The following is a 24,702-nucleotide window of genomic DNA, read 5'->3' as shown; positions in this document are numbered from 1 at the left end:
GACATCATTGACCGCCGTCATGGTGCTGCTAATATCGGTAGAGGAAAGTATGTCCTATCAAGCGAACATATGCGGCGGACCCTTACCCGACCCGGACGCCGGACGGGCAAGCGCGGAATCTGAGGGAACTTCAGTGACGAATCAACTTGGGCTTATCATCGACCGCTCTTCCCCCGTGCCCCTTTACCACCAGGTTGTCCAGGGCATCGAGGCGGCTATCCACAGTGGCGTCCTGGAGCCCGGCAGCAGGCTGGACAACGAAATAGACCTGGCAGCACAGCTGAACTTGTCCAGGCCCACCATGCGCAAAGCCATGGACGAACTGGTGCGGTCCGGCCTTCTGGTGCGTAAACGCGGAGTGGGAACGCAGGTGGTTTCCAGCCAGGTCCGCCGGCACCTGGAACTCTCCAGCTTGTTCGACGACCTCACCACCAACGGCAAAAAACCCACCACCGAAGTGTTGAGCTTTTCCCACGGAGAAGCCGATGCCGCCACGGTGGCCGCACTGGAACTTCCCAAAGGCTCTTCGATCTACCACTTCACGCGACTGCGAAAGGTAGGCGGAAAGCCACTGGCGCTGATGGAAAACTGGGTCCGGGATGACATCGTGGCCATCGACGAGGCCTCGCTGGCAGCAGAGGGCCTGTACGCCATCCTGCGCCGAGGCGGCGTAAATTTCCGGCTGGCCACCCAACGGATCGGGGCAACCGTCGCCAACGAATACCAGGCCGGCATGCTTGACGCCGAGCTCAACTCGGCACTGGTCACCATGGAGCGCACCGCCACGGACGACACCGGGCGCCGGGTGGAAACCGGCAACCACGTCTACCGGGCCGATTCCTACAGCTTTGAAATGACACTCGTACAGCGCTAACGCAAGGAAAAACCGATGACCAATTGGGTCTACCCCCTGGGCACCGCCGCCGACGGCAAATGGGACATCTCGCTCGGCACCGCCGATTCATCCATCACAGTGGACGGCTGGTCCCATACCGGACTGAAGGTGGCCACCCTGGCCGCGGGCACCGCCGTCGAACTTCCGGCCTCCGCCGAAGAGCGCATTGTGATCCCGCTGAACGGCTCCTTCACCGCCGTCGTTGACGGAACCAGCTACTCCCTGCATGGCCGGGAATCAGTTTTCCATGGCCCCAGCGACGTCCTCTACTCAGGCATCAACCGCGCAGTGAGCATCAGCTCTTCCGACGGCGGCAGGGTGGCAGTTGCCACCGCTCCGGCCGGTGCGGAGTACCCCACCCGGCTGGTCACCGCCGCCGAAACCCCCGTAGAACTCCGCGGGGCGGGGAACTGCTCACGCCAGGTCCACAACTTCGGCACTCCTGCGGCCCTGGAAGCCGACCGCTTTATTGTGTGCGAGGTCATTACCCCGGCGGGGAACTGGTCCTCCTATCCCCCGCACAAGCATGACGAGGAAAAGGACGGCGAGACACGCCTCGAGGAGATCTACTACTTCGAGACCAGGGTGGCCAGCGAATCCGGCGCGCCTGCCGGGGCGGACGCCTTTGGCTACCAGCGCGTCTACGCCTCGGACGACCGCCCCATCGATGTCGCGGCCGAGGTCCGCACCGGGGACGTAGTGCTGGTTCCCTATGGCTGGCACGGCCCCGCGATGGCCGCCCCGGGCTACGACATGTACTACCTGAACGTGATGGCCGGGCCCGGCCCCGTGCGTGAATGGTTGATCAGCGACGACCCCCACCACGGCTGGGTCCGCCAGACGTGGGACGGCCAGGAGATCGACCCCCGGCTCCCGTTCGGCGCCTGATCCTTTCAGTACACGACTACTTTCAGCACACAAAGAAGCCCCCTTCGGAACTTTGATCCGAAGGGGGCTTCGTTGGCATCAGGCTGCGGGAGTGGCGGCCAGCGTTACCCGGACGGGAACGCCGGCGGCCAGGGACTCCTGTGCCGCATCGGCCACCCTGGAAGCGGCAACCGCATCCTCAGGCGTGCAGGGGTTCTCGCGCCGGTCCAGGATCAGCTCCACGAACGCTGCCATCTCGGACCGGTAGGCCTGGTCGAAGCGTTCGGCGAATGTCCGGTGCGGCTCTCCAGAAGGGAAACCCACACCGGCTTCCGCAGAGGCCAGCGCCGTTTTCCCGTCGAGACCCACCAGCAGCGACCCGGCAGAACCCTGGATCTCCAGGCGGACATCGTGCCCGGCCCCGTTGTACCGGGTGGCAGATACCGTGCCGAGTGTTCCGTCGTCGAAGGTGACCACGGCGAGCGCGGTGTCCACATCACCGACTTCCCCAATGGCCGGATCGCCGTTGTTGAACCCCTTGGCGTAGACCTCCACAATTTCGCGGCCGGTCAGCCAGCGCAGGATGTCGAAGTCGTGGACTGAACAGTCACGGAACAACCCGCCGGACGTAGCCAGGAACGCCACGGGCGGTGGCGCCATGTCGCAGGTGACCGCCCTGAGCGAATGGATCCAGCCCAACTCACCGGCCTGGTACGCGCGTTTTGCCTCGAGGTACCCGGCATCGAAGCGGCGCTGGTGACCGATCTGGACCACCCCGTTGTTGCGGCGGATGTAGTCGAGCACCGGCCCGGCGTCAGCCACGTTCAGGGCCACAGGCTTTTCGCAGAAGACCGGAATCCCGGCGTCCACGCCGGCGCGGATCAGCTCCGGATGCGTTCCTGTTCCCGTGGCGATGACCAGCCCGTCCAGGCCTGACGCGATCAGAGCCTCCACAGACGGCAGGAACCCAGCACCCAGCCCCGTGGCGATGTTCCGGGCGTGTTCTTCGGCAACATCGGTCAGCCGGAGCCGGACATTGATGCCGCGCGGGTTGAGTACCCCGTTGAGCGCTGAGATGTTGTTGGCGTGCATCACGCCGATCCGTCCCACGCCAATGAGGCCAAGAGTCAGCTCCTTCACACCACAACCTCTGCTGAGAACGCCTGCCGGAATGCTTCCAGGGCCGCTTGGTCATTGCCGCTTGCCCAGGCCTCCATTCCCACCGTGCCGTCGTAGCCCACAGCGGCCAGTGCCCGAGCCACTGCCGCGTAGTTGATTTCCCCGGTGCCCGGTTCACAGCGTCCGGGCACATCGGCCACCTGAATCTCACCGAGGTGCGGCAGCGCACTGCGGACCAGGCTGATCAGGTTTCCCTCGCCAAGCTGTGCGTGGTAGAGGTCCAGCATGAGTTTCACGTTGGGGTGTGCGGCCGCCTCCACCAGCGCCAGGGTGTCCTTGGCCCTGGCCAGTGGAATGCCGGGATGGTCCAGCACGGTATTGAGGTTTTCCAGGCAGAACGTCAGACCGTGCTTTTCGCCCAGGGCGCCAAGCCGCTGCAGCGTGCGGGTTCCGGTCAGCCACATTCGCCCATCAGGCCGGTACACCGGCCGGGCCGCCTTCCCGTCAACAAGTTCAGCCGAGTGCACCACCAGGCGCGTGACGCCAAGCTCCAGGGCGGTGGGAATCAAAGTCTCTGCCGTCCGCACCACGTCGTCCGCAGTGTCCGGATCCACCAGGCTCCCGGCGGTGTAGCCGGTCATCGAGGAAAAGACCGCGTCCGTGGCTTTGAGGGCCGCTATGTCCTTGGTCCTCGAGTCCCAAAGCTCGACGTCAAACCCGGACTCGTGAATCCGGCGCACCCGTTCGGTAAATGGCAGGTCCAGAAAAACCATTTCCGCACATACGGCCAGCCTCATCAGGATCCCGCCTGGGTGCCGCCGGCACCAACCAGCGGAGCCACAGCCACAGAGACGCCACGCGGGGCCACAGCCACAGGTACGCGGTTCTTGACCGAGTCGATGCAGGCCAACGCCACGGCCAGGGCACGCCTGGCGTCAGCTGCTCCCGGGGTCAGGGTAAAAGCAGGCGACGGCGGCTGCGAACCCTGGCCTCGCGCCCGCACCGCCGCGACGAAATCCACCAGCTCATCCGTATAGGCCTCGCGGAACAGCTCCACGTTGAGCCTGGGAGTCTCTGCGGAGACGCCTTCTGCCGTGTATCGGACTGCCGAAGTTTCGGTGGGCCGGCCTGCCTGGACCATCCCTTTGGAGCCGAAGACCTCTCCCCGCACGTCGTAGCCATAGAGTGCGCTGAAGTTGGCTTCCGCCACAGCAATCGCCCCGTTGCTGTAACGGACGGTGACAACGGCCGTGTCCAGGAACCCCTGGTCCCGCAGCCCGGGTTCCACCAGGGCGTCCGCCACGGCGTAAACCTCAACCGGCTCGGCGCCTTCGTTGAACCAGTTCAGGGTGTCGAAGTCATGGATCAGTGTCTCCAGGAAGATGGTCCACGCCGGTATCCGCGCAGCGTGCCCGATGCTCCCGGTCCCGGGGTCCCTGGTCAGCGACCGCAGGAGCTGGGGCTGGCCAATTACGCCCCCGGCGATGTCCTTCTTGGCTGCCTGGAAGTCCGCGGCGTACCGCCGGTTGAAGCCGATCTGGAAGTGCACCCCCGCCGCATCCACAGCCTGGAGGGCCGCATCCAGCTCCGCCAGGTCCTGCGCGGCCGGCTTTTCGCAAAACACATGCTTTCCGGCGGCTGCCGCCTGAGAAATAAGCGCCGAATGGAAGCGGGCCGGACTGGCGATGATGACGGCTTCGATCTCCGGATCGGCAAAAATATCAGCAGCACTGGCGGTGACCTTGGTGGCCCCCAGCTGGGTGGCCACCGCTGCGGCGGATTCCAGGTTCGGGTCCGCAACAGCTGCGAGCACGGCGTCTGGAAGCCGGCGCGAAATGCTTTCGCCGTGGAATGCGCCCATCCAGCCAGAGCCGATGAGGCCGATCTGTACCGGGCTGGGCCGCTCCGTGAAACCCTGTTGGGTGTAGGCCATGGCCTGTCCTTTCAATAGTTCATTCAGCACTTAAGCGGTCGGCTACACGTGGCGTGCGCCGCCGTCGTCCTTTGCTGCAGTTGTTGGTGCACCCATCTGGGCCACTTCGGCCACTTCGGCACTGACTTCCTCCACCACGGCGCTGTGTCCGCCCAGCTGTTCCAGCTCATGGGCCAGCTCGGCGAGTTCGGCGCCGCCCGCCATTTGGGCGGTGAGTTCGTCGAGGGTGATGTCCTTTTTGTCGTAGTAACCAATGGACTTGCCGCGCTTGAGCAGCAGGAAACGGTCCCCCACCGGGAAGGCATGGTGCGGGTTGTGGGTGATGAAGATGACCCCAAGCCCGCGGTCCCTGGCCTGCAGGATGTAGCGAAGGACCACACCGGACTGTTTGACGCCAAGTGCCGCCGTCGGCTCATCCAGGATCAGGACCTTGGCTCCGAAGTAGACGGCGCGGGCGATGGCCACACACTGGCGCTCGCCGCCGGAGAGCTGGCCGATGGGTTGTTCAACGTCCCGCAGGTCGATGCCCATTTCGGCGAGTTCGTGCTTGGTGATGTCCTTCATCTGCTGGACATCCATACTCTTGAACGGCCCAAACCCGCGGGTCAGCTCCGAACCGAGGAAGAAGTTCCGCCAGATGGGCATCAGGGGAACTACGGCCAGGTCCTGGTAAACCGTGGCGATGCCCGCGTCCAGGGCGTCGCGCGGCGAAGAGAATTTCCGTTCGGCGCCCATGATGTTCAGCACGCCCTCGTCATGCTGGTGCAGGCCCGCAATGATCTTGATCAGCGTGGACTTGCCCGCCCCGTTGTCCCCCAGGACGCACGTGACACGGCCGTTGTCCACCGCCATGGTGACGTCGCTGAGGGCCACGATGTTGCCGTAGTGTTTACCGACGCCGTCCAGGGACAGCAGGTGCACGGGAGTGTGCGTGAGGGGATCTGTTTCGTTCTGCAGAAGTGTCTGCTGGTCGATCGCTTTGGCGGTCATTGTTCCGGGCCCCTTACTTCAGTTCCGCGCGGCGCTTGACGACGAGGTTGACGATGGTGGCGAGCAGCAGCATGAGTCCCAGGAAGAACTTGAACCAGTCCGGGTTCCACTGCGCGTAAACAATGCCCTTATTGGCCATGCCGAAGATAAACGCGCCGATTGCGCCGCCCACAGCCGATCCATAGCCGCCCGTCAGCAGGCAGCCGCCGATCACCGCCGCGATGATGTACAGGAACTCGTTGCCCACGCCTTCACCGGACTGCACAGCATCGAAGGCGAACAGGTTGTGCATGCCAAGGATCCAGCCGCAGAAGCCGACTCCCATAAAGAGCCCGATCTTGGTGGCCTTGACGGGAACCCCAACGGCGCGGGCAGCATTCGCATCCCCACCGACGGCGAAGATCCAGTTGCCGACCTTGGTGCGCAGCAGGATCCAGGAGGCCACGGCTACCAGCGCAAGCCAGATGAAGACGGTGATCTTGACGTCTACGCTGCCGATCGTCACGGATGAGGCGAAGATGGCCCGGGCCGAATCGAAGCCGTCCATGGTGGAGATCGAGGGCGAAGAGACAGAGCCACCGATGAGCCGGGTCAGGCCCAGGTTCAGGCCGGTCAGCATCAGGAAGGTGGCCAGTGTGACGATAAAGCTGGGGAGCTTGGTCTTCATCAGGATCCAGCCGTTGATGAAGCCAATGGAGATGGACACCACCAGCGCCAAAATCACGCCCACCCAGACGTTTGTGGTGAAGTACCAGCTGAACAGGGATGCCGTCAGCGCGGAGCTGATGACTGCCACACCGGTGGAGAGGTCAAACTCGCCGCCGATCATCAGCAGCGATACCCCCACCGCCATGATGCCGATGGTGGAGCTGCCGTACAGGACGGTGGCGATGGCGTTCGGCTGCAGGAACGTCTGCGAAACAAGTGCGAAGAAAACAAGCAGTACGACAGCGCCGACCAGCGCCCCTACTTCGGGCCGCTTCAGCAGGTTCTGGACAGGGTTCCGGACGGCCAGGCGTTCATCGACGGCAGGCGGCCGGGTCAGGGTTTGAGTCATGGTGTTCTCCTTAGGGCCTGGCCCCCGGAGCTTCCCGGGAGCCAGGCTGGAAAGCGGATTTAGCGGATGCCGGATTCACTGAACTTGAGGGCATCGCCGGCTGCCGCCTGGTCGATGATGGCGGGACCGGTCAACACCGGCTGTCCGCCGCCGATCGTGAAACCGCCACGCTTGTTCTGCCAGAGCGAGTCAACGGCTCCGTAGCCCTGGAGCCAGGGCTGCTGGTCCACGGTGAACGCCACCTCGCCGTCGGCGATCTTCTTTGCGAGTTCCGCGTTGAGGTCAAACGAGGCAACCTTGGCGCTGCTGCCCGCGGAGGAGACGGCCTTCAGGATGGTCAGCGTGTACGGAGCTCCGAGACCGATCACGGCGTCGACGTCGGCACTGGCCTGGAGCTTGGCGGTAACGGTTGAGGAAACCTGGGTCATGTCGGTGCCGGTGACGTACAGGATCTCGCTGCCGGGAACCTTGGCCTTAACACCGGCACAACGAGCTTCGAGGCCCACATGGCCCTGTTCCTGGATGACGCACACGGGGTGGGTGATTCCAAGTTCGTTCAGCTTGGTCCCCACGGCTTCCCCGGCCAGTTTTTCATTCGAGCCGAAGTGCGTGAAGGCCCCCAGCTGGGCGGAAATTGACTCGCCAGCATTGAGGCTGACGATGGGAATTCCGGCATCTGCGGCCTTTTTGAGCGCATCCTTAAGGGCGTCCGGCTTGGCCAGTGTCACGGCGATGCCGTCGACATTCTGGTCCACCGCCTGTTCGATCAGCTGGGCCTGGCGGCCGCCTTCCGGATCTGACGTGTAGAGCAGTTCAACATTGTCCTTGGCTGCAGCCTCTTCCGCGCCCTTCCGGACGATGTCCCAGAAAGTGTCGCCGGGTGCAGCATGCGTAATCAGCGCTACCTTCATTCGTTCGGTGGTAGCCACTTGGCCGCCGCCGGCGCCGGCGCCGGAATCAGCGGGCTTACCACCAGTGCTTGAACAGGCACTCAGGGCCAGCATTGGCACTACGGCCGCTACCAGGACTGTCTTGCGCCAGGAAAACTTTGCCACGTGAATCTCCTTTGATTTCGCTTCCGGGCAGCTGCGTCGCGGCCATCGGAATAACGCTTACGTCGATCATGGTGACTTTCGCCACACATGTCAATAGTTTGTCCTGACAATAAGATGTACGTACGTAGAATGTGTTCCTTTCGTGACTTCCGGGGCCTTTCCGGGGACAGTGCGCGGCACACCAAAGGGCAGCACCGCCGATGAAACGGTGCTGCCCTTGTGGTCTAGTGCGCGGAGGTTTAGTTGACCGCTGGTTCCGGCTTCCTTCCGGCGATGTTCTTGAAGTAGTGCTCCAGGTCTTCCAGGCTCTTGTCCTTGGTCTCCGGAATGTACCTGGACGCGAAGAGAATCGCTCCCACGCCGAGCACGGCAAAGAAGAAGAACGTGTTGGAGAGGCCGATCGCTGCCAGGAGCTGCGGGAAGCCAAAGCCCACCAGGAAATTGACAATCCACAGCACGAAGACAGATGCCCCCATGCCCAGCCCACGCATCTTCAGCGGGAAAATCTCGGAGAGCATCAGCCATGTCACAGGCGAGATGGCTCCCTGCTGGAAGGCCAGGAACGTGACGGTCAGTGCCAGGATCACGAAACCGCGCCCGGTTCCTTCGGGCAGGATCAGAGAGAAGATGCCGATCAGCAGCAAAGCACTGGTGGTGCCGATCTGTCCGGTGATGAGCATTTTGCGGCGGCCCACCTTGCCCAGGAGCCAGATACCGACGAAGGTCGCCGCCACCGAGATGACCCCGTTCGCGATGTTCGCCGTCAGCGCGGCTTCACGTCCGAACCCTGACTCGGCCAGGATCTGAGTGCCGTAGTACATGATCGAGTTCACGCCGGTAATCTGCTGGATCACGGCCAGGCCGATACCCACCACAAAGATCCGACGCAGCCAGGGGACGCTCAGATCCTTCCAGGACCCCATCTTGGACTTGTAGTCCTCAACGGCCATCGCCTTGACTTCTTCAAACTCCTTGCGGGCTTCTTCCTGGGAGCGGATGCGCTGCAGCACGCTCAGCGTTTCGCCGAAGCTTCCCATGGACGCCAGCCACCGTGGGCTTTCCGGCATGAAGTTCATGCCGATCCACAGGGCGATCGCGGGCAGGGTGGCAATCACCAGCATCCAACGCCAGATCCCGCCTGCTTCACCGAAGGTGTTGCCCAGGTAGGCGTTGAAGATAAAGGCCAGGAGCTGGCCGGTCACGATCATCAACTCGTTCTGCGTGACGATCCGTCCGCGCCGGGCACTGGGCGAGACCTCTGCCAGGTAGACCGGCACGGTTACCGAGGCGCCGCCCACCGCCAGGCCGAGCACAAACCGGGCCAGGATCATCACCTCGGTGTTGGGCGCGAAGGTGCAGGCAAGCGTTCCCAGCAGGAAAATGACCGCCAGGACCATGATCATCCTGCGCCGGCCGCTCCGGTCGGCAAGGCGACCGCCCAGGATGGCGCCGAACGCGGCACCGAACAGCAGCGAGGATGTCACCAGGCCCTCGGTCAGCGGCGTGAGTCCCAGGTCCTCCTGCATGTAGGGCAGGGCGCCGTTGATGACGCCGGTGTCGTAGCCAAAGAGCAAGCCGCCGAACGTGGAAATGATGGTGACCGTACGCAGCGCCCGCTTGTGGTTGAGCGGCTTGTTCCCGGCACCTTTCGGAGTGGCCGCCGCTGGGGTCGCCGTCATGCGCTGGCCTTCTCGACGTACGCATTGATGGTCTCCAGCTGGTAGCGGGACACCTCTTCCGCGTTCTCGTCCTCGGCAAAGACGCTGGAAACCATCACGGAATCCTCCCGGTCCAGGAAGCCGATCTCCTTCAGGCCACCGAAGAACTCGTCCCAGTTCACGTCACCGTCACCGATCTTCAGGTGCTGGTGGACCCGGACCGGGTTTCCCGGCGGATTGGTGATGTAGCGCAGCCCGTGCGAGGCATGATGGTTCATGGTGTCCGCAACGTGGACCAGGCGCAGCCTGTCCCCTGCCGCCCGCATGATCTCCAGCGGGGAGTTCTTCATGTGGAAGCTGTGCGAGGCAACGTAGACCATGCCCACGTTCTTGGAGTTCAGGCCGCGGATCACCCGGATCGCCGCCAGCCCTTCCTCCACAAAATCGTCCGGGTGCGGGTCGATCAGCAGGTCGATACCCTCACGCTCGATGATTGGCAGCAGTTCCTCCATGGAGCGGTAGAAGGCCCGCTCAGACTCTTCTGCCTTTTCCGGCCGGCCGCTGAACTCGGTGTTCATGGTGTTAACGCCGAGGTCCACGGTGATCTGGATGGCACGCTTCCAATAGCGGACTGCCGCCTCGCGTGCGTCCTCGTCCGGACCGGACCAACGGAGCACCGGCAGAACCGAGGCAATCTCGATTCCGGCGTCACGGCAGGCCTTGTTCATCTGGCCCACCAGCTCGTCGTCCGCTTTGGGGTGGTTATAGAACGGGATGAAGTCGGCATGCGGGGTCATCTGCATGTACTGGTAACCGAGATCAGCCACCACCTTCGGAAACTCCAGCAGCCCGTGGCTGTGATGGAACGGTGTGGGGTCCAGTGCAATCTTCATGGTCACTCCTTTGTGTCTTTCAGGCAAAGCCGCGGCGGCCGGCCAATACCCTGGGCCAGCCGCCGCATGTCGGGACTGTTTACTTGTACAGGTCCGGCTTGGAGTTCAGCTGGACAACCACCTTCTCGCCGGACTTCTGGGCCTCAACCCCTGCCTCACAGCATGCCGCGGTAGCGTAACCGTCCCAGGCGGTGGGGCCGCCGATCTCCCCGCGAAGGGCAGCGTCCGCCCAGGCCTGCACCTCGACGTCGTAAGCGGCACCAAACCGTTCCTCGAACCCCGGGGTGACACTGCCGCCCCATTTACCGGCCGACTGTATGGAGGGGCCGCTTTCCGCGCCGATGCTCACAATGCCGTCCTCAAAGGATGCCTGGGTGGCCACCTGATACCCAAACTTTGCGTTGACGAAGATCTCGACGTCGGCCAGGACGCCTGATTCGGTTTCGATCAGTACGTGCTGGGGATCGTGCTGGCCGTTGGGTGCGTTCCGGGTGGGCTTGCCCAGGCGGACCTGCACCGAGGTGACCTCCTCGCCCGTGAAGAAGCGGATGGCGTCGAACTCGTGGACTACGGAGTCATTGATCAGCATCTCGTTGGTGAAGCCAGCGGGGGTGGTGGGGTTGCGGTGCTGGTGGTGCAGCATCAGCAGCTCCCCCAGTTCCCCACTGCCGATGATTGAACCCAGTGCCGCGTATTCAGCGTCAAAGCGACGCATAAAGCCAACCTGGATGCGTTTGTGGCCCAGCGCTGCCTCAGCCTGCACAACCTTCCATGCACTGCCGGCATCCGGGGTGAGCGGTTTCTCGCACAGGATCGGGAAATCCTTCTCCAGCGCTTTGTACAGGATTTCCTCGTGGAGGAAGCCCGGGGTGGCAATCAGCACCGCGTTCACGTCGCCGTTGTTGAGTGCTTCGTCGGCCCTGGCCAGTGCGACTGCACCGTCGATTCCTTCGATGGCTGCCTGCGCGCGGGCCAGGTCAACATCTACGACGGCGGCAACCTCTGCACCGTGGATCCGGGTGTTAAGGCGCTTGATGTGGTCCGCACCCATGCGGCCTGCGCCGATGACGGCAACGCGGAGAGTCTTGGTCACTGTTTCTATCCTTCGTAAGTCGGGGTCATTCCGGGACCGGTTATTGGCCGTGCGTTATTGCACGGTGGTGCGGGAGCCGCAGGACAACAGGTAGTCGCGGGTGCGCTTGGCAATGGGCATCGGCACATCGAAGGCAACCGGGTACATATCCTGTTCCACGATGCCAAAGATGGGCCGGTTCAGGGCCTCCACGGCTTCGATGACGGCGCGAAGATCCGGCAGGCCGTTGGGCGGCTCGGTCATCACGCCGGCAAGGTTGGCCGCCGCCCAGGTCATGTTTTCCTCGTTGACCTTTTTGAGGATCTCCGGGTTGATCTGCTTCAGGTGCAGGTAGCCGATCCGCTCCGGGTATTTCCTTATCAGGTCAAGGCTGGAGGCCCCGCAGTATTCGGCGTGGCCGGTGTCCAGGCAAAGGTTCAGGTACTGAGGATCGGTAGCGGCGAGCAGCGTTTCAATGTCCTCCTGGGCGCCTACGTGGGAGTCGGCGTGGGAATGGAACTGCTGCTTGAGGCCGAAGTCCTCCAGCAGCGTCTTGCCCAGGCGGTTGTGGCCGGCGAACAGGTCGTTCCAGCCGCTACCGCTGAGGGTGCCGCTTTCCACCGCCTCCCCGGTGACGTCGTCGCGCCACATGGCCGGGATGACCACAATGTGTTCGCCGCCCATTGCTGCCGTCAGTTCTGCCACCTGGCGTGCAGGCTCCCAGGCGGTTTCCCAATGGTCCAGGCCGCGGTGGAAGGCGGTGAACACCGTTCCGGCTGTGACCTTGAGGTCGCGCTGCTTCAATTCCTCGGCAAGCCGCGTGGGGTCGGTGGGCAGGTAGCCGTAGGGGCCAAGCTCAATCCACTTGTACCCGGATTCGGCTACCTCATCGAGGAACCGCTCCCACGGCGTCTGCTTGGGGTCGTCCGGGAACCAGACGCCCCAGGAGTCCGGTGCCGTGCCGATGGTCAATGTGTTTTCAGTCATTTGTCTGTTCCTTTGCATCGGTGCGTTTCGACAGGCTCAACCACCGGTGGTTGAGCCTGTCGAAACCCGATCGAGCCGTTAGTTGGACGGGAAGTTGTAGGAGGCACCGGAGGCGTGGGTCGGCTCGGGCCAGCGCGAGGTGATGACCTTGCCGCGCGTGTAGAAGGAGACACCCTCGGGGCCGTAGATGTGCTTGTCGCCGAAGAGTGATGCCTTCCAGCCACCAAAGGAGTGGTAGGCCACCGGTACGGGCAAGGGCACGTTGATACCGATCATGCCCACGGTGACGGAGCGCTGGAACTTCCGGGCGTGGGCGCCGGAGGAGGTAAAGATGGCGGTGCCGTTGCCGTAGGGGTTGGAGTTGATCAGCTTGATGCCATCTTCCAGCGTGTCCACCCGGACCACCACGAGGACGGGTCCGAAGATCTCCTCGGTGTAGGCGGTCATCTCGGTTTTGACGTGATCAATTACGGTGGGGCCAACCCAGAAGCCGTCTTCGTGGCCGGGGACCACCAGGTCGCGGCCGTCCACCACCATTGCAGCACCGGCGGCTTCGGCCTCGGTGACGATCCTGACAATCCGTTCCTTGGAGGCCGGGGTGATCACGGGGCCCATTTCGGCGTCGGGCTCGGTGCCGTTGTTGACCTTGACGGCCAGGGCGCGTTCCTGGACCTTCTTGACGATCAGGTCTGCGGCGTCCCCGACGGCGACGGCCACGGAGATGGCCATGCAGCGTTCGCCGGCGGAGCCGAATGCGGCGGCGGCCAGGTGGTCCGCCGCGTTGTCCAGATCGGCGTCGGGCATCACGATGGCATGGTTTTTGGCACCGCCCAACGCCTGGACGCGCTTGCCGTGCCTGGTGGCAGTCTCGTGGACGTACTGGGCGATCGGGGTGGAGCCAACAAAGGAGATGCCGTCCACATCCGGGTGCGTGAGCAGCCCGTCAACGGTCTCCTTGTCACCGTGCAGCACCTGGAACACGCCGTCGGGCAGGCCGGCCTGCTTCCACAGCTTCGCCAGCAGCATGGAAGCGGAAGGATCGCGCTCAGAGGGCTTGAGGATAAAGGCGTTGCCGGCGGCGATCGCCATGGGAGCCATCCACAGTGGCACCATCACGGGGAAGTTGAACGGCGTGATGCCGGCTACGACGCCGAGTGGCTCGCGGAAGGAGAAGACATCGATCCCGGTGGACACCTGGTCCGAGTAGTCACCCTTGAGGAGCGTGGGGATGCCGCAGGCGAACTCGACCACTTCCAGGCCACGGCCGATCTCACCCTTGGCGTCCGAGAGTACCTTGCCGTGCTCGGCGGTGATCAGCTGCGCGAGGTCCTCGACATGGGCGGCAACCAGTTCGCGGAACTTGAAAAGTACTGCAGTGCGCTTGGCCAGGGAGGTCTCGCCCCAGCTGTCAGCGGCCTCGCGGGCGGCGGCCACGGTGGCGTCCAGGTCGGCGCGGTTGGCCAGGCGCAGCTCAGCGCTGACCCGGCCGGTGGCCGGGTTGTAGACCGGTTGGGTCCGGTCGCCCTGGCCTGGGGTCTCGGCACCATTGATGAAGTGCCTGATGGTGGTGGTCTCAGTGGTGGTGACAGTCATGGCGTCTCTTCCTTGAGGAGTAAGCATGTGGGGTGGAGGACTGGCTCAGCCCAGCAGGTTGCGCTGGCGGCCCTTGTGGTTGGAGTACGTCCGGTAGGCCTGCTTCGTGGAGTCGAGCTCGGAGACCTGGGAGACGGGAACGTCCCACCACGACTCGGAGCTCGGGGCGTCCAGCAACGGGTCGGACTCGACATGGATCAGGATGGGTCCACCGCGTTCCGGGGCGGCCTTGGCGTCACGGATGGCCTGCTCGAGTTCGGCGATGACCTTCTCCCCCGGTTCGATCCGGATGACCTTCACGCCAAGGGACTCAGCGTTAAGGGCCAGGTCCACCGGCAGGGTGTCGCCCTCGTCGAAGCTGTGCTGCTCCTCGTTCAGCGCCCGGTACTGGGTCCCGAAGCGCTGTGAGCCGAGCATTTCGGACAGGGATCCAATGGAGGCATAGCCGTGGTTCTGGATCAGCACCACGATCAGTTTGATCCGTTCGGCGACGGCGGTGACCAGCTCGGTGTGCATCATCAGGTAGGAGCCGTCCCCCACCATGACGACGACGTCGCGCTGGGTACCGCTGGAGGAGGCCTCCGCCAGCGCTGCGCGCTTGACGCCCAGGCCGCCGGGGATTTCGTAGCCCATGCAGGAGTAGGCGTACTCCACGTGGTAGCCGAACGGGTCCCGGACGCGCCACATCTTGTGGAGGTCACCGGGCAGGGAACCGGCAGCACAGATCACCACATCCTGGGCGTCCATGGCGCGGTTGGTGGCGCCGATGATCTCGTTCTGCGCCGGCAGCGGCGTGAAACGGGTGTCAAATGCCTCGTCCACCGTGGCGTTCCAGCGCGTCTTCTCGGCCTCGATCTGCTGTTCCAGGTCTGCGCCCACCCGGTAGCGGTAGCCGCCCATGGCCTGGTTCAGTTTCACCAGGGCCTTGCGGGCGTCTGCCACGATTGGCAGCGTGGTGCCGTGCTTGTACGCGTCGATGGCGGCCACGTTGATGTTGATGAACTTCACGTCCGGGTTCTGGAACGCGGTCCGCGAGGCAGTAGTGAAGTCTTCGTAGCGCGTGCCGATGCCGATGATCAGGTCCGCTTCCGCAGCGATGGCGTTGGCCGCCGTCGTGCCGGTGGACCCGATGGCACCGAGGGAGAGTTTGTGGTCCCATGGCAGGACGCCGACGCCGGCCTGGGTGTTGCCCACCGGGATGCCGGTCAGCTCCGCGAACCTGGCGAGTTCCTCGTTCGCGTAGGCGTAGAGGACGCCGCCGCCGGCGATAATCAGCGGGCGTTTTGCTGCCCGGATGGCGACGGCTGCGCGGCGGATATCCTCATCCTCGGCGTCCGGGCGTCGGATCCGCCACTCCCGCTCAGCCAGGAATTCTTCCGGGACGTCCAAGGCCTCGGCCTGGACGTCCTGCGGCAGCGAAATCGTGACCGCGCCGGTCTCTGCGGGGTCAGTCAGGACCCGCAGGCCGTGGTGAAACGCCGAGAAGAGCTGTTCCGGTCGGGAGACGCGGTCAAAGAACTTGGACAGCGGCCGGAACGCATCGTTGACAGTGATGTCGTACGCGTAGGGCTGTTCCAGTTGCTGCAGCACCGGGTCCGAGGCGCGGGTGGCGAAGGTGTCGCTGGGCAGCAGCAGCACCGGAAGCCGGTTGGTGGTGGCCAGCGCGGCGCCGGTCAGCAAATTTGAAGAGCCCGGGCCGATGGAGGTGCTGACCGCGAAGGTCTGGCGGCGGCGGGTGTGCCGGGCGTAGCCTACGGCCTGGTGAACCTGGGCTTGTTCGTTCCGGCCCTGGTAGTACGGCATGATGGCCGGATCGAGCTGCTGGTACTGCTTCAGCGCCTGGCCCACTCCGGCCACGTTGCCATGGCCGAAGATGCCGAAGGTGCCCGGAATCAGGCGCTCCCGGTAGTCATGCGTACCAACCCGGTCCACCGTGTACTGCTTTGAGAGATACTCGACGACGGCTTGGGCCACCGTCATTCTACGTGTTCCTGTTCGCATGGCGGGCTACTCCGATACTTTCACGGGCGACTTAATGTTGAGCAGGGAAGCTGCAGCGGCAACAGCGCCGGCAACGTCCCCGTCCTTGGGGTACAGCAGGGTGCGGCCAACGGTCAGGCCCTGGACACCAGGGAGCGCCAGTGCTGCTTCCCAGCTGGCAAACACGTCGTCCTGGCTGCCGTCCGGATCTCCGCCCAGCAGGACGGTGGGCATGGTGGTCGCAGCCATCACGCGTTCCATCTCCGCCACCACGGGAAGCTTCATCCAGGTGTAGGCACTGGTGGAACCCAGGCCTTCGGCGATGGCCACGGATTTGATCACGGCGTTGGTGGATAGATCGTTGCGGACCTTGCCGTTTTCGCGGACCGAGAGGAACGGTTCCACCATGGCGATCAGCTTACGCTCGGCAAGGGAGTCGATGGCCTTCGCAGTGGCTTCCAGGGTGGCCACGGTATCCGGATCGCCCAGGCAGATTCGGGTCAGCATCTTGCCGCCATCGGCCCCCAATGCTTCCAGGGCCTCCGCGGTATGCCCGGTGAAGCGGTCATCGATTTCGTTGACCAGCCCGGACAGTCCGCCCCGGTTCATGGAGCCAAACACCAGCTTGCCTTCCAGTGCGCCGAGCAGCAGCAGGTCATCCATGATGTCCGGTGAAGCCAGGACTCCGTCTACCCTCGGGTTAGCCAGGGCGATCTGGAGGCGGTCCAGCAGTTGGCGGCGGTCGGCCATGGCCACCGGATCCGGGCCCACAGCCAGGGCTCCGCGGGCAGGGTGGTCCGCCGCGACGATGAAGTTCTGCGTTCCTGCCTTGAGGCCGGGGTGGCGGCGGCGTGCCTTGGCGGCGCGGGCGATGGCCTCCGGGTCTTCGAGGCGGATGGTGCTCAGGTGGGCGTACCGGCGGGGATCGTCATCGACGTGCAGGGCGGCCGACGTGGAATGAGGGAAGTCGTTCCTGATCACAGTGTTGCTCCTTCGGTAGCGAACTGGCCCGGACGGAGCCGGCCACGTTCCGCAAGCAGCGAGGTAACCTCGTCTGGCGTTGGCATGGCGTCTGCACAGGACAGCCGGGAGGCCACGATGGCTCCCGCGGCGTTGGCATAGTCCAGGACATCGGCAAGGGGCCATCCGGAAAGCAGACCGTGACAGAAGGCACCGCCAAAGGAATCGCCAGCACCCAGGCCGTTGACGGTTTCCACCGGCACGGGGGCGGAGACAACGCGCTCAGTGCGGGTTTTAGCCATCACGCCCTCGGGACCAAGCTTGACCACGGCGATCTCCACGCCGGCTGCCAGCAAACGGTCCGCCTGCTCGTCAGGTGTACCTTCCCCAACAGCCACAGCGCATTCTTTGTCGTTGCCTATAGCCACAGTGACATACGGCAGGATTTTGGCGACCTGTTCGCGGGCGGCTTCCTCGGAGTCCCAGAACATGGGCCGGTAGTCCAAATCCAAAATGGTGTACTGGCCATCCCGCAGGCCGGTGCGGGGCCGCGCTTCATGAGCCGCTATGTGGGCTTCGCGGCTGGGTTCCTGGCAGAGCCCGGTGACCGTGGACCAGAAGATTCCGGCCGTCCGGATGGCGTCCAGGTCCAACTCCGAAGCGCTGATTTGCAGGTCCGGCGCCGTGGGGAAACGGCCATAGAAGTACAAAGGAAAGTCCTCCGGCGGTTTAATGGCGCAGAACGTGACGGCCGTGGGCCACTCCTTCACGCCGGAGACGAACGAGTCATCGACCTTGAACTTGCGCAGCTCGCGGTGCAGGTAGGTGCCGAACGCGTCATCCCCGGTACGCGTGATCACGCCGGTGCGCCGACCGTGCCTCGCCGCCGCTACGGCTACATTGGAGGGCGAGCCGCCGAGGTACTTCCCAAAGGACGCCACGTCCTCCAGGTCCACACCGACGTCGTTCGGGTAGATATCAACGCTGATGCGCCCGATGGTAAGCAGTTCGTGGGTCACGGTGATCGCGGACCTTTCTGGATTGAACTCGGTACCTGTGACAGGTGGAGCTCCGGTGTGACCGTCCCCGTGAGCAGGGACACACAACTACTTTGCACCACAATTAATGTCCTGTCAAAGGTTTGTACTGACATATTGACAACTTGCATTTGCGGACGAAAAAGCCCCCGCTCGGCAAGCCCGGCCTGGCCGCGGGACTACTTTGCCGGAATACCCAGCTCGCCCGTAACGTACTGGGCACGGCCGAACCCGAAGGACCAGTCCCCCGCAGTGTTCTCGACGTAGCCGATAAAAACATCCACTCCGGCAACACCCGCCTTCTCCAACCTGGCGGCCACGGCGGCAAACAAGCGCTGTTTGGCTTCCTGGGACCTGCCCCCCTGGGTGAAGATCTGGATCATCACCACTCCAGCGGTCCGCTCAAACCCGAGCCCGGCGTCCTGGGCGACAATCTGGCCGGCGGGGTGCTCTGTGAGGATATGGAAGTAGTCCCGCTCTGGAATGCCGTATTCGGCGAGAATGGCGTCGTGGATGGCTTGGCTGAGCAGGCGCAGTTCCTCCGGGGTGCGGCCCTGGTTTACATCAATCCGTACGAGAGGCAAGGTCAATCTCCTTTGTAGTTTGTCCTGACATACTAACAAATCTCGATGCCATTACTCAAGGGATCCGCCGGAGGTCTCCCGATTAACCCGAGCAGGGCCGCCTGCGGCCCACCCCGAAAATGCGGGATGGCCTCGGACGGCCCTGCGTAAAGTTGAAAGCGGCGCCGTTCAGCCGGCGCGGGCAGAACCCTGAGCAGCAGGTTCGGCAGCCTCCCTCACCGAAGGGCCGCCGTCGGACATTCCATCAGCGCCCGCTTCTCTGCCTGCGGCCTTGGCCGCCGCAACAGCCATAACGCCCAGACCCAGCAAGGTCAGTCCCGCTCCTGCCCAGATGGGCGAGGTGTACCCCAGGCCGGCGCTGATAGTGACGCCGCCCAGCCAGGCCCCCAGCGCATTGCCCACGTTGAAGGCGCCGATGTTCGCGCCGGAAGCCAGCGATGGAGCACCGGACGCATATTTCATGACCCGCATCTGCAGCCCTGGCACCGTGGCGAAGCCGAAGCCACCCATCAGCAGCAGCGACGCAACGGTAAGCATTTGATTACCGGCGGTGAGCGCAAACAGGACCAGGATTAGAACCAGGACGGCCAGCACCACCAGGAGGGTACGGTCCACGTTTTTATCAGCAGCCCTGCCGCCCAGAGTGTTTCCCGCAAACAGCCCGACACCGAAGACGATCAGCAGCCAGGGAACCGTAGTGGCAGCGAAACCCGATACGTCGGTGAGGGTAAACGCAATATAGGTGAAGGCGCCGAACATGCCGCCGTAACCAAGAATGGTGACCGCGATGGATAACCAAACCTGCGCGGAACGGAAGGCACGCAACTCCCCGCGGAGACCACCGGCCGGCTCGTCACCGCGGCCGGCGCCGGGAACCAGCGCCAGGATTCCGACGAGGGCAATAACGCCTATCACCGTGATCGCCCAGAACGTGGCCCGCCAACCTGCCGCCTGGCCCAGCAGGGTGCCGAACGGTACGCCCAGGACGTTGGCTGCGGTCAGGCCGGTGAACATGATGGCGATAGCAGCCGCCTTCCGGGTGGGAGCCACCATCCCTGCCGCAACCACGGCACCGATGCCGAAGAATGCCCCATGGGACAAGGCGGCAACAATCCTGCCGGCCATCATCACCCAGTAGTCGGCGGAAACAGCTGAGATGAGGTTCCCGGCAATGAACAGCACCATCAAGACCGCCAGGACCGGCTTCCGGTCAAAACGGGACACCGCAGCGGTGAGTACCAGCGCACCAACAACCACCGCCAGGGCGTAGCCGGAGATGAACCAACCGGCGGCCGCTTCACTGACGGCGAAGTCAGCGGCTACTTCCGGCAACAGGCCCATAATGACGAACTCGGTAAGTCCTATACCAAAGCCGCCGAGGGCCAGTGCGATTAAGCCAACAGGCATGGGTGGGACGCTCCTTGAAAATTGTGTGAAGTAGGTCGTCCGCATAGACTATTAGTTGCAGACGCGGTATTTATCTTTGCACGCGCAAGTACATTGCGCAAGCATCTATAAAGCGTATGCAACTAATTAGCGGCTGTGCGTTGCGCAGTCAGAGCGAAAAGGGGCACCACACATGGGCATCAAGGACGACGCCGTCGAAGTCCGCGCGCAGGGCTGGCGTACCCTGGCCGCATTGCATGGCCTGATCGAGGGCGAACTTGAGCGCGCGCTGCAGGCTGAGTCCCAGCTGTCAGTGGTTGAGTACACAGTACTGGACGCACTAAGCCGCCAGGATGGCTGGCACATGCGGATGCAGCAACTGTCCCGTGCCACCGCGCTTAGTCCCAGTGCCACCACACGTCTGGTGAACCGCCTCGAGGACCGCGGCCTGCTGACCAGGATCCTCTGCGCTGACGATCGTCGCGGCATTTACACTGAGCTCACGCCTGCCGGCAACCGACTCCTTGACGCCGCCCGCCCCACCCACGACGCCACGCTTGAACGCGCACTGGACGACGCCGGGCAGGTTCCGGAGCTTGCCGGGCTGGTGCGCGCGCTCCCCCGCCTGCACGCAGGGGTTTAGGGCGTCTCGGCGCGCACCAGCGTGTACTTATCCGGCCAACAGCCTCGAGTCAGCAGCAATCAGCGCGGCGAGTTCGGCGGGCAGGCCGGCGCCGGAGGCCGATTCAGCCCGGGCTGCTAGATCAGCCCAGTCAGTCTTGTCGATGGCCTTGATGAGCTTGTCCCGGACCTTGGAATCCACGCCTTCAGACACGGACAGCAGGTACAGGCCGGCGGCGGAGGGTGCCACCGTGAAGGTGATGGCTGCGGTCGCCTGCCCACCCGGGCCGGTGGCCGTGGCCGCCAGCGTGTGAGCACCGGGCGTCAGCGAGTTGGTGGAGATGGCGACGCCTTCTTCCACAGCGTTTTCATCCAGGGTCAGCGCCACACTTTCCGCGTGGGAGCTTACGACGGCGGGAACTACTGAGGTGCCGCGGCCGTACGTTGCGCCGTCGGTACCTGCCGGGAAGCTGACCGCGGGTTTTGGTGCCGGCGGCGCCGGGACTGCAGTGGCACTCTGGTAACCCACCAGGGCGCCGGCCCGGTTGGTGATGATGCCGTCCACACCAGCCTCGGTCATGACTTTCCACTGCTCTGCGGAGTCAACGGTGTAGGGCATCACGGCGATCCCGGCGTCGTGCAGCTCCTCGATGGCGCCCGGTCGGGCGGCGAGGGCAGGCCAGCTGGGGTTATAGGTAACCACGCCGTACTGTTGAGCGGCCGCCACGACGTCGGCGTCCAGGGTACCGCGGAGCAGGCCGAGCCGCAGGGTGGGCGCATATTCGCGGGAGTACTGCAGGACGCTGGTATCGAAGCTCTGCAGGATGGTTTGGTTCTCCAGGCCACGCTCACGCACCATATCGATAATCCGCCGGACCTCCTCGCGGGTTTCAGGACCCTTGACCTCCAGCAGGATGCCACTGCCCTCCGTGTCGCTCTGGTCCAAAAACTCGGCAAGCGTGGGGACCTTGGCGCCGGCATAGGCCGGAGAGAACCACGAACCGGCTTCAAGGCCTGCGATGTAGCCGGACGTCAGGTTGGCAACACTTCCGGTCCCGGCCGTGGTGCGGTCCACACTGCCGTCGTGGATGACCACGGGAACGCCGTCAGCGGAGGTATTAACGTCCATCTCCACCCAGTCCGCCCCTGCACGACCCCCGGACAGCAGGGCCTGCAGGGTGTTCTCCGGAATAACCGAGGACAGGCCGCGGTGGGCTATGACGGCCGGCCGGCCGCCTTCTCCCACCAGCAGCGATTCGGTATCCGGCAACTGTGTCACGGTGACGTCGTCATAGGAAACGGTGGCGCCGTTGTTCACGAAGCCCAGGACCCCTGTATCGGTACGAACCAAGCGGTTCGTCTCCATCATCTTCTGGCCATTGAAGAACCAGGCGGCCTTGCGGCCCCGGACCTCAACAGCAACCTTCACGTCGGTGCCGGTCCCGGCAGCGGAGGGCGCCGCCGTCGTGTCCGTGACGTTCCAGCTGTTGGCAGCGGTGCGTTCGGCGAATTCCAGCCCATTGCCGGCTGTGGATCCGGACCGCAGGGTGGCGATCCAGTACGGTACGGCGCCGTTGGGCTGGATGTCCATGCCGAGGGCGGACCAACGCCCGGCGTTGAGCACGTTTTCAAAACGGACGGTGGCTTCGAAGCGGTAGCTGGAAAGGTGCGGCCCGAACGTGACCCGGGACAGCTGCGAGGTGGTGGCGCTGGTGCCGTAGAGGCGGCCGTTCTCCACCTTCCAGGCACCCTCGACGGCGTTAAAGCCTTCCGGCATGCCCTCGCCGGAGAAATCCTGGCTGTACACAACGGTGGGCTCAGCGACCGGAGCCGGGGCGGTGATTGCCGGCTGCAGCGGTGCGGCAGTGGCGGACGGCAGCGGGACGAGTGCGACGGCGGCGAGCACGGTGAGTGCAGCGGCGGCCGTTCGCCGGAAGGTTGGGATAATCACACTGCCGACCGTAGGCCGTCCGGGTTCCGTGCAGGTGTGGGGCCGGTTCCCCCCATCCATACGGTGTGTGAACGGACGGTAAAACCCTTGCGCATCCGTGGCGCGCGTTCTATTGTTATTCAACCAAGTAGTTGATCAACCATCTGATTGAGCACTTGGCATTTAGGGAGGAGGTTGGCCATGGAAACGGACAATGACGGCCTGCTGGACGCCGCGTTCATGGCGTTGGCGGATCCGGTACGCAGAAGCATCATTGCCCGGCTCAGCCACGGTTCCGCCACCGTCAACGACCTCGCCGAACCGTTTGCCATCAGCAAGCAGGCGGTATCGAAACATATCCAGGTGCTTGAGCAGGCCCAGCTGGTTACCCGGTCCCGGGATGCCCAACGCAGGCCCGTGCACCTGAATCCCGAACGGCTTGAGGCACTCACCGCCTGGATCGGCCAGTACCGGCTGGTCCGGGAAGAGCAATTCCGAAACCTCGATGCCGTCCTACGTTCCAGCGCCGCATCCCGCGGCCGGCAAAGCTAAGGATCAATCATGACCAACGCATTGAAACTCACCGTCCCCGAAGGCGAGCCATTCATCGACACCGAACGCGAGTTCGACTTTCCGGTGGAAGACGTGTTCCGCGCCCACAAGGACCCTGCCCTGATCACCCAATGGCTTGGCCCCCGCGGGCTGAAAATGGAGGTGGATCACTATGATTTCCGCGCGGGCGGCAGCTACCGCTACGTCCACACGGGACCGGACGGCGTGGCCTACAGGTTCAGCGGCATTTTCCACACTGTCCGGGAGAACGAGTTCGCCATCCAGACCTTCGAATTCGGAGGCTACCCGGATGTTGTGAGCTTGGAGTTCATGACGTTCGAGGATCTGGGCAACGGCAGGTGCCGGCTGCGCGGCCACTCGGTTTATCCCAGCCTGGAAGCCCGCAACGGCATGGCGCAGTCCGGCATGGAGGCCGGTATGACTGAAGGCTACGAACGCCTGGACGAACTGCTCAGCGCCGCCAAGGTCTAGGTGACGCCAACAGTACAAACGACGACGGCCGGTTACCTTCCTGGGGAAGGTAACCGGCCGTCGGTAGTCGAGCCTGTCGAGACCGGGGTTTCGACAAGCTCAACCACCGGTGGTCGAGCCTGTCCAGACCCTAGAGGGCTGCGTAAACTTCGCGCAGCAGCTTGGCGGTCTCGGACGGCGTCTTGCCAACCTTCACGCCGGCAGCCTCGAGGGCTTCCTTCTTGGCCTGGGCGGTACCGGCAGAGCCGGAGACGATGGCACCTGCGTGGCCCATGGTCTTGCCTTCGGGAGCGGTGAAGCCGGCCACGTAGCCGACAACCGGCTTGGTGACGTTGGCCTTGATGAAGTCGGCTGCGCGCTCTTCAGCGTCGCCACCGATTTCGCCGATCATCACGATTGCCTTGGTCTCCGGGTCCGCCTCGAACGCGGCCAGGGCGTCGATGTGCGTGGTGCCGATGACGGGGTCGCCGCCGATGCCGATGGCCGTGGAGAAGCCGAGGTCGCGGAGTTCATACATCATCTGGTAGGTCAGGGTGCCTGACTTGGAGACGAGCCCGATGGGGCCCTTGCCGGTGATGTTGGCCGGCGTGATGCCTACCAGGGCTTCACCGGGGGTGATGATGCCGGGGCAGTTCGGTCCGATGATCCGGGTGATCTGGTTGCCGTCGGCGTCGACCTTGGACTGGGCCAGTGCCCAGAACTCGGCGGAATCCTGAACAGGCACGCCTTCGGTAATGACCACTACGAGGCCGATTTCAGCTTCGATGGCCTCAACAACGGCGTCCTTGGTGAAGGCCGGCGGGACGAAGACGATCGAGACGTCGGCGCCGGTTTCGGCGATGGCTTCCTTGACGGTGCCAAAGACGTGGATGTCGTTGTCGCCGTGGACAACGGTAGTGCCGGCCTTGCGGGCGTTCACGCCGCCGACGATGTTGGTGCCGGCCTTGAGCATCAGGGCGGTGTGCTTGGTGCCTTCGCCGCCGGTGATGCCCTGGACGATGACCTTGGAGTCTTTGTTCAGATAGATAGACATGCTGCTGT

Annotated in this window: 23 protein-coding genes; 5 read left to right on the top strand and 18 right to left on the bottom strand. The window is 63.9% G+C overall.

Going from position 1 to position 24,702, the window contains the following annotated elements; all coding sequences use genetic code 11:
• The first annotated feature begins 133 nt into the window (after positions 1-133).
• Complete coding sequence (locus AC50X5_RS14450) at positions 134-874, top strand: GntR family transcriptional regulator (RefSeq protein ID WP_494976766.1); 741 nt, start codon at positions 134-136, stop codon at positions 872-874.
• A gap of 15 nt (positions 875-889) precedes the next feature.
• A complete protein-coding gene (gene iolB / locus AC50X5_RS14445) occupies positions 890-1,783 on the top strand; it encodes a 5-deoxy-glucuronate isomerase (RefSeq protein ID WP_494976765.1) in 894 nt (297 codons plus the stop codon).
• 78 nt (positions 1,784-1,861) lie between these two features.
• Here the strand turns inward: iolB and AC50X5_RS14440 are convergent, their stop codons facing one another.
• The 16 genes from AC50X5_RS14440 to AC50X5_RS14365 all read right to left on the bottom strand — a co-directional run bounded on the left by AC50X5_RS14440 (position 1,862) and on the right by AC50X5_RS14365 (position 20,087).
• Positions 1,862-2,902, bottom strand: coding sequence for a Gfo/Idh/MocA family protein (locus AC50X5_RS14440; RefSeq protein ID WP_494976764.1), 1,041 nt, complete (start codon positions 2,900-2,902; stop codon positions 1,862-1,864).
• The gene (locus AC50X5_RS14435; RefSeq protein WP_494976763.1) at positions 2,899-3,678 is read right to left on the bottom strand and encodes a TIM barrel protein; all 780 of its coding nucleotides are present in this window, start codon (positions 3,676-3,678) and stop codon (positions 2,899-2,901) included. Before AC50X5_RS14435 ends, AC50X5_RS14440 begins: the two co-directional genes overlap by 4 nt.
• Positions 3,678-4,814, bottom strand: coding sequence for a Gfo/Idh/MocA family oxidoreductase (locus tag AC50X5_RS14430; RefSeq protein WP_494976762.1), 1,137 nt, complete (start codon positions 4,812-4,814; stop codon positions 3,678-3,680). Before AC50X5_RS14430 ends, AC50X5_RS14435 begins: the two co-directional genes overlap by 1 nt.
• Before the next feature lie 42 nt (positions 4,815-4,856).
• Entirely contained in the window at positions 4,857-5,804 is a 948-nt protein-coding gene (locus AC50X5_RS14425; RefSeq protein ID WP_494976761.1) for an ATP-binding cassette domain-containing protein, read from the bottom strand.
• A gap of 13 nt (positions 5,805-5,817) precedes the next feature.
• Positions 5,818-6,861: an ABC transporter permease gene (locus AC50X5_RS14420; RefSeq protein ID WP_494976760.1), complete on the bottom strand. Its 1,044-nt coding sequence runs from the start codon at positions 6,859-6,861 to the stop codon at positions 5,818-5,820.
• A 59-nt stretch (positions 6,862-6,920) separates the two neighbouring features.
• Positions 6,921-7,916 carry a substrate-binding domain-containing protein gene (locus tag AC50X5_RS14415; protein WP_494976759.1) on the bottom strand — a complete coding sequence of 332 codons (996 nt, stop codon included), beginning with the start codon at positions 7,914-7,916 and terminating at the stop codon, positions 6,921-6,923.
• Positions 7,917-8,155: 239 nt separating this feature from the next.
• Positions 8,156-9,595, bottom strand: a complete 1,440-nt coding sequence (locus tag AC50X5_RS14410) for a sugar porter family MFS transporter (protein ID WP_494976758.1) — start codon at positions 9,593-9,595, stop codon at positions 8,156-8,158.
• Positions 9,592-10,467, bottom strand: coding sequence for a sugar phosphate isomerase/epimerase family protein (locus tag AC50X5_RS14405; protein WP_494976757.1), 876 nt, complete (start codon positions 10,465-10,467; stop codon positions 9,592-9,594). Before AC50X5_RS14405 ends, AC50X5_RS14410 begins: the two co-directional genes overlap by 4 nt.
• Before the next feature lie 79 nt (positions 10,468-10,546).
• Complete coding sequence (locus tag AC50X5_RS14400; protein ID WP_494976756.1) at positions 10,547-11,560, bottom strand: Gfo/Idh/MocA family protein; 1,014 nt, start codon at positions 11,558-11,560, stop codon at positions 10,547-10,549.
• 54 nt (positions 11,561-11,614) lie between these two features.
• Entirely contained in the window at positions 11,615-12,526 is a 912-nt protein-coding gene (locus tag AC50X5_RS14395; protein WP_494976755.1) for a sugar phosphate isomerase/epimerase family protein, read from the bottom strand.
• A 78-nt stretch (positions 12,527-12,604) separates the two neighbouring features.
• Positions 12,605-14,119 carry a CoA-acylating methylmalonate-semialdehyde dehydrogenase gene (locus AC50X5_RS14390; protein ID WP_494976754.1) on the bottom strand — a complete coding sequence of 505 codons (1,515 nt, stop codon included), beginning with the start codon at positions 14,117-14,119 and terminating at the stop codon, positions 12,605-12,607.
• 45 nt (positions 14,120-14,164) lie between these two features.
• Entirely contained in the window at positions 14,165-16,099 is a 1,935-nt protein-coding gene (gene iolD, locus AC50X5_RS14385; RefSeq protein ID WP_494976753.1) for a 3D-(3,5/4)-trihydroxycyclohexane-1,2-dione acylhydrolase (decyclizing), read from the bottom strand.
• Positions 16,100-16,126: 27 nt separating this feature from the next.
• Positions 16,127-17,041 carry a Cgl0159 family (beta/alpha)8-fold protein gene (locus AC50X5_RS14380; RefSeq protein WP_494976877.1) on the bottom strand — a complete coding sequence of 305 codons (915 nt, stop codon included), beginning with the start codon at positions 17,039-17,041 and terminating at the stop codon, positions 16,127-16,129.
• A gap of 35 nt (positions 17,042-17,076) precedes the next feature.
• On the bottom strand, positions 17,077-18,078 hold the full coding sequence (iolC, locus tag AC50X5_RS14375) for a 5-dehydro-2-deoxygluconokinase (protein WP_494976752.1): 1,002 nt from the start codon (positions 18,076-18,078) through the stop codon (positions 17,077-17,079).
• 197 nt (positions 18,079-18,275) lie between these two features.
• Positions 18,276-18,680, bottom strand: coding sequence for a tautomerase family protein (locus tag AC50X5_RS14370; protein ID WP_494976751.1), 405 nt, complete (start codon positions 18,678-18,680; stop codon positions 18,276-18,278).
• A gap of 168 nt (positions 18,681-18,848) precedes the next feature.
• Positions 18,849-20,087: an MFS transporter gene (locus AC50X5_RS14365; protein ID WP_494976750.1), complete on the bottom strand. Its 1,239-nt coding sequence runs from the start codon at positions 20,085-20,087 to the stop codon at positions 18,849-18,851.
• 172 nt (positions 20,088-20,259) lie between these two features.
• Between AC50X5_RS14365 and AC50X5_RS14360 the strand changes: the two genes are divergently transcribed.
• On the top strand, positions 20,260-20,709 hold the full coding sequence (locus AC50X5_RS14360) for a MarR family winged helix-turn-helix transcriptional regulator (RefSeq protein ID WP_494976749.1): 450 nt from the start codon (positions 20,260-20,262) through the stop codon (positions 20,707-20,709).
• Positions 20,710-20,736: 27 nt separating this feature from the next.
• Here the strand turns inward: AC50X5_RS14360 and AC50X5_RS14355 are convergent, their stop codons facing one another.
• Positions 20,737-22,638, bottom strand: coding sequence for a glycerophosphodiester phosphodiesterase (locus tag AC50X5_RS14355; RefSeq protein ID WP_494976748.1), 1,902 nt, complete (start codon positions 22,636-22,638; stop codon positions 20,737-20,739).
• A 180-nt stretch (positions 22,639-22,818) separates the two neighbouring features.
• On the opposite strand from AC50X5_RS14355, the gene AC50X5_RS14350 reads away from it, so the two are divergent.
• Positions 22,819-23,169 carry an ArsR/SmtB family transcription factor gene (locus AC50X5_RS14350; RefSeq protein ID WP_463937044.1) on the top strand — a complete coding sequence of 117 codons (351 nt, stop codon included), beginning with the start codon at positions 22,819-22,821 and terminating at the stop codon, positions 23,167-23,169.
• 9 nt (positions 23,170-23,178) lie between these two features.
• Positions 23,179-23,661 (top strand): SRPBCC family protein, encoded by a 483-nt coding sequence (locus AC50X5_RS14345; protein WP_494976747.1) that lies wholly within the window; start codon positions 23,179-23,181, stop codon positions 23,659-23,661.
• Positions 23,662-23,791: 130 nt separating this feature from the next.
• Here AC50X5_RS14345 and sucD read toward each other — a convergent pair whose 3' ends face one another.
• Complete coding sequence (gene sucD, locus AC50X5_RS14340; protein ID WP_494976746.1) at positions 23,792-24,694, bottom strand: succinate--CoA ligase subunit alpha; 903 nt, start codon at positions 24,692-24,694, stop codon at positions 23,792-23,794.
• Positions 24,695-24,702 lie beyond the last annotated feature (8 nt).

The sequence above is a fragment of the Pseudarthrobacter sp. MDT1-40-2 genome (genome assembly GCF_059383595.1).
The sequence above is the reverse complement of the archived record's forward strand: the minus strand, read 5'-3'. Positions and strand labels throughout refer to the sequence as shown.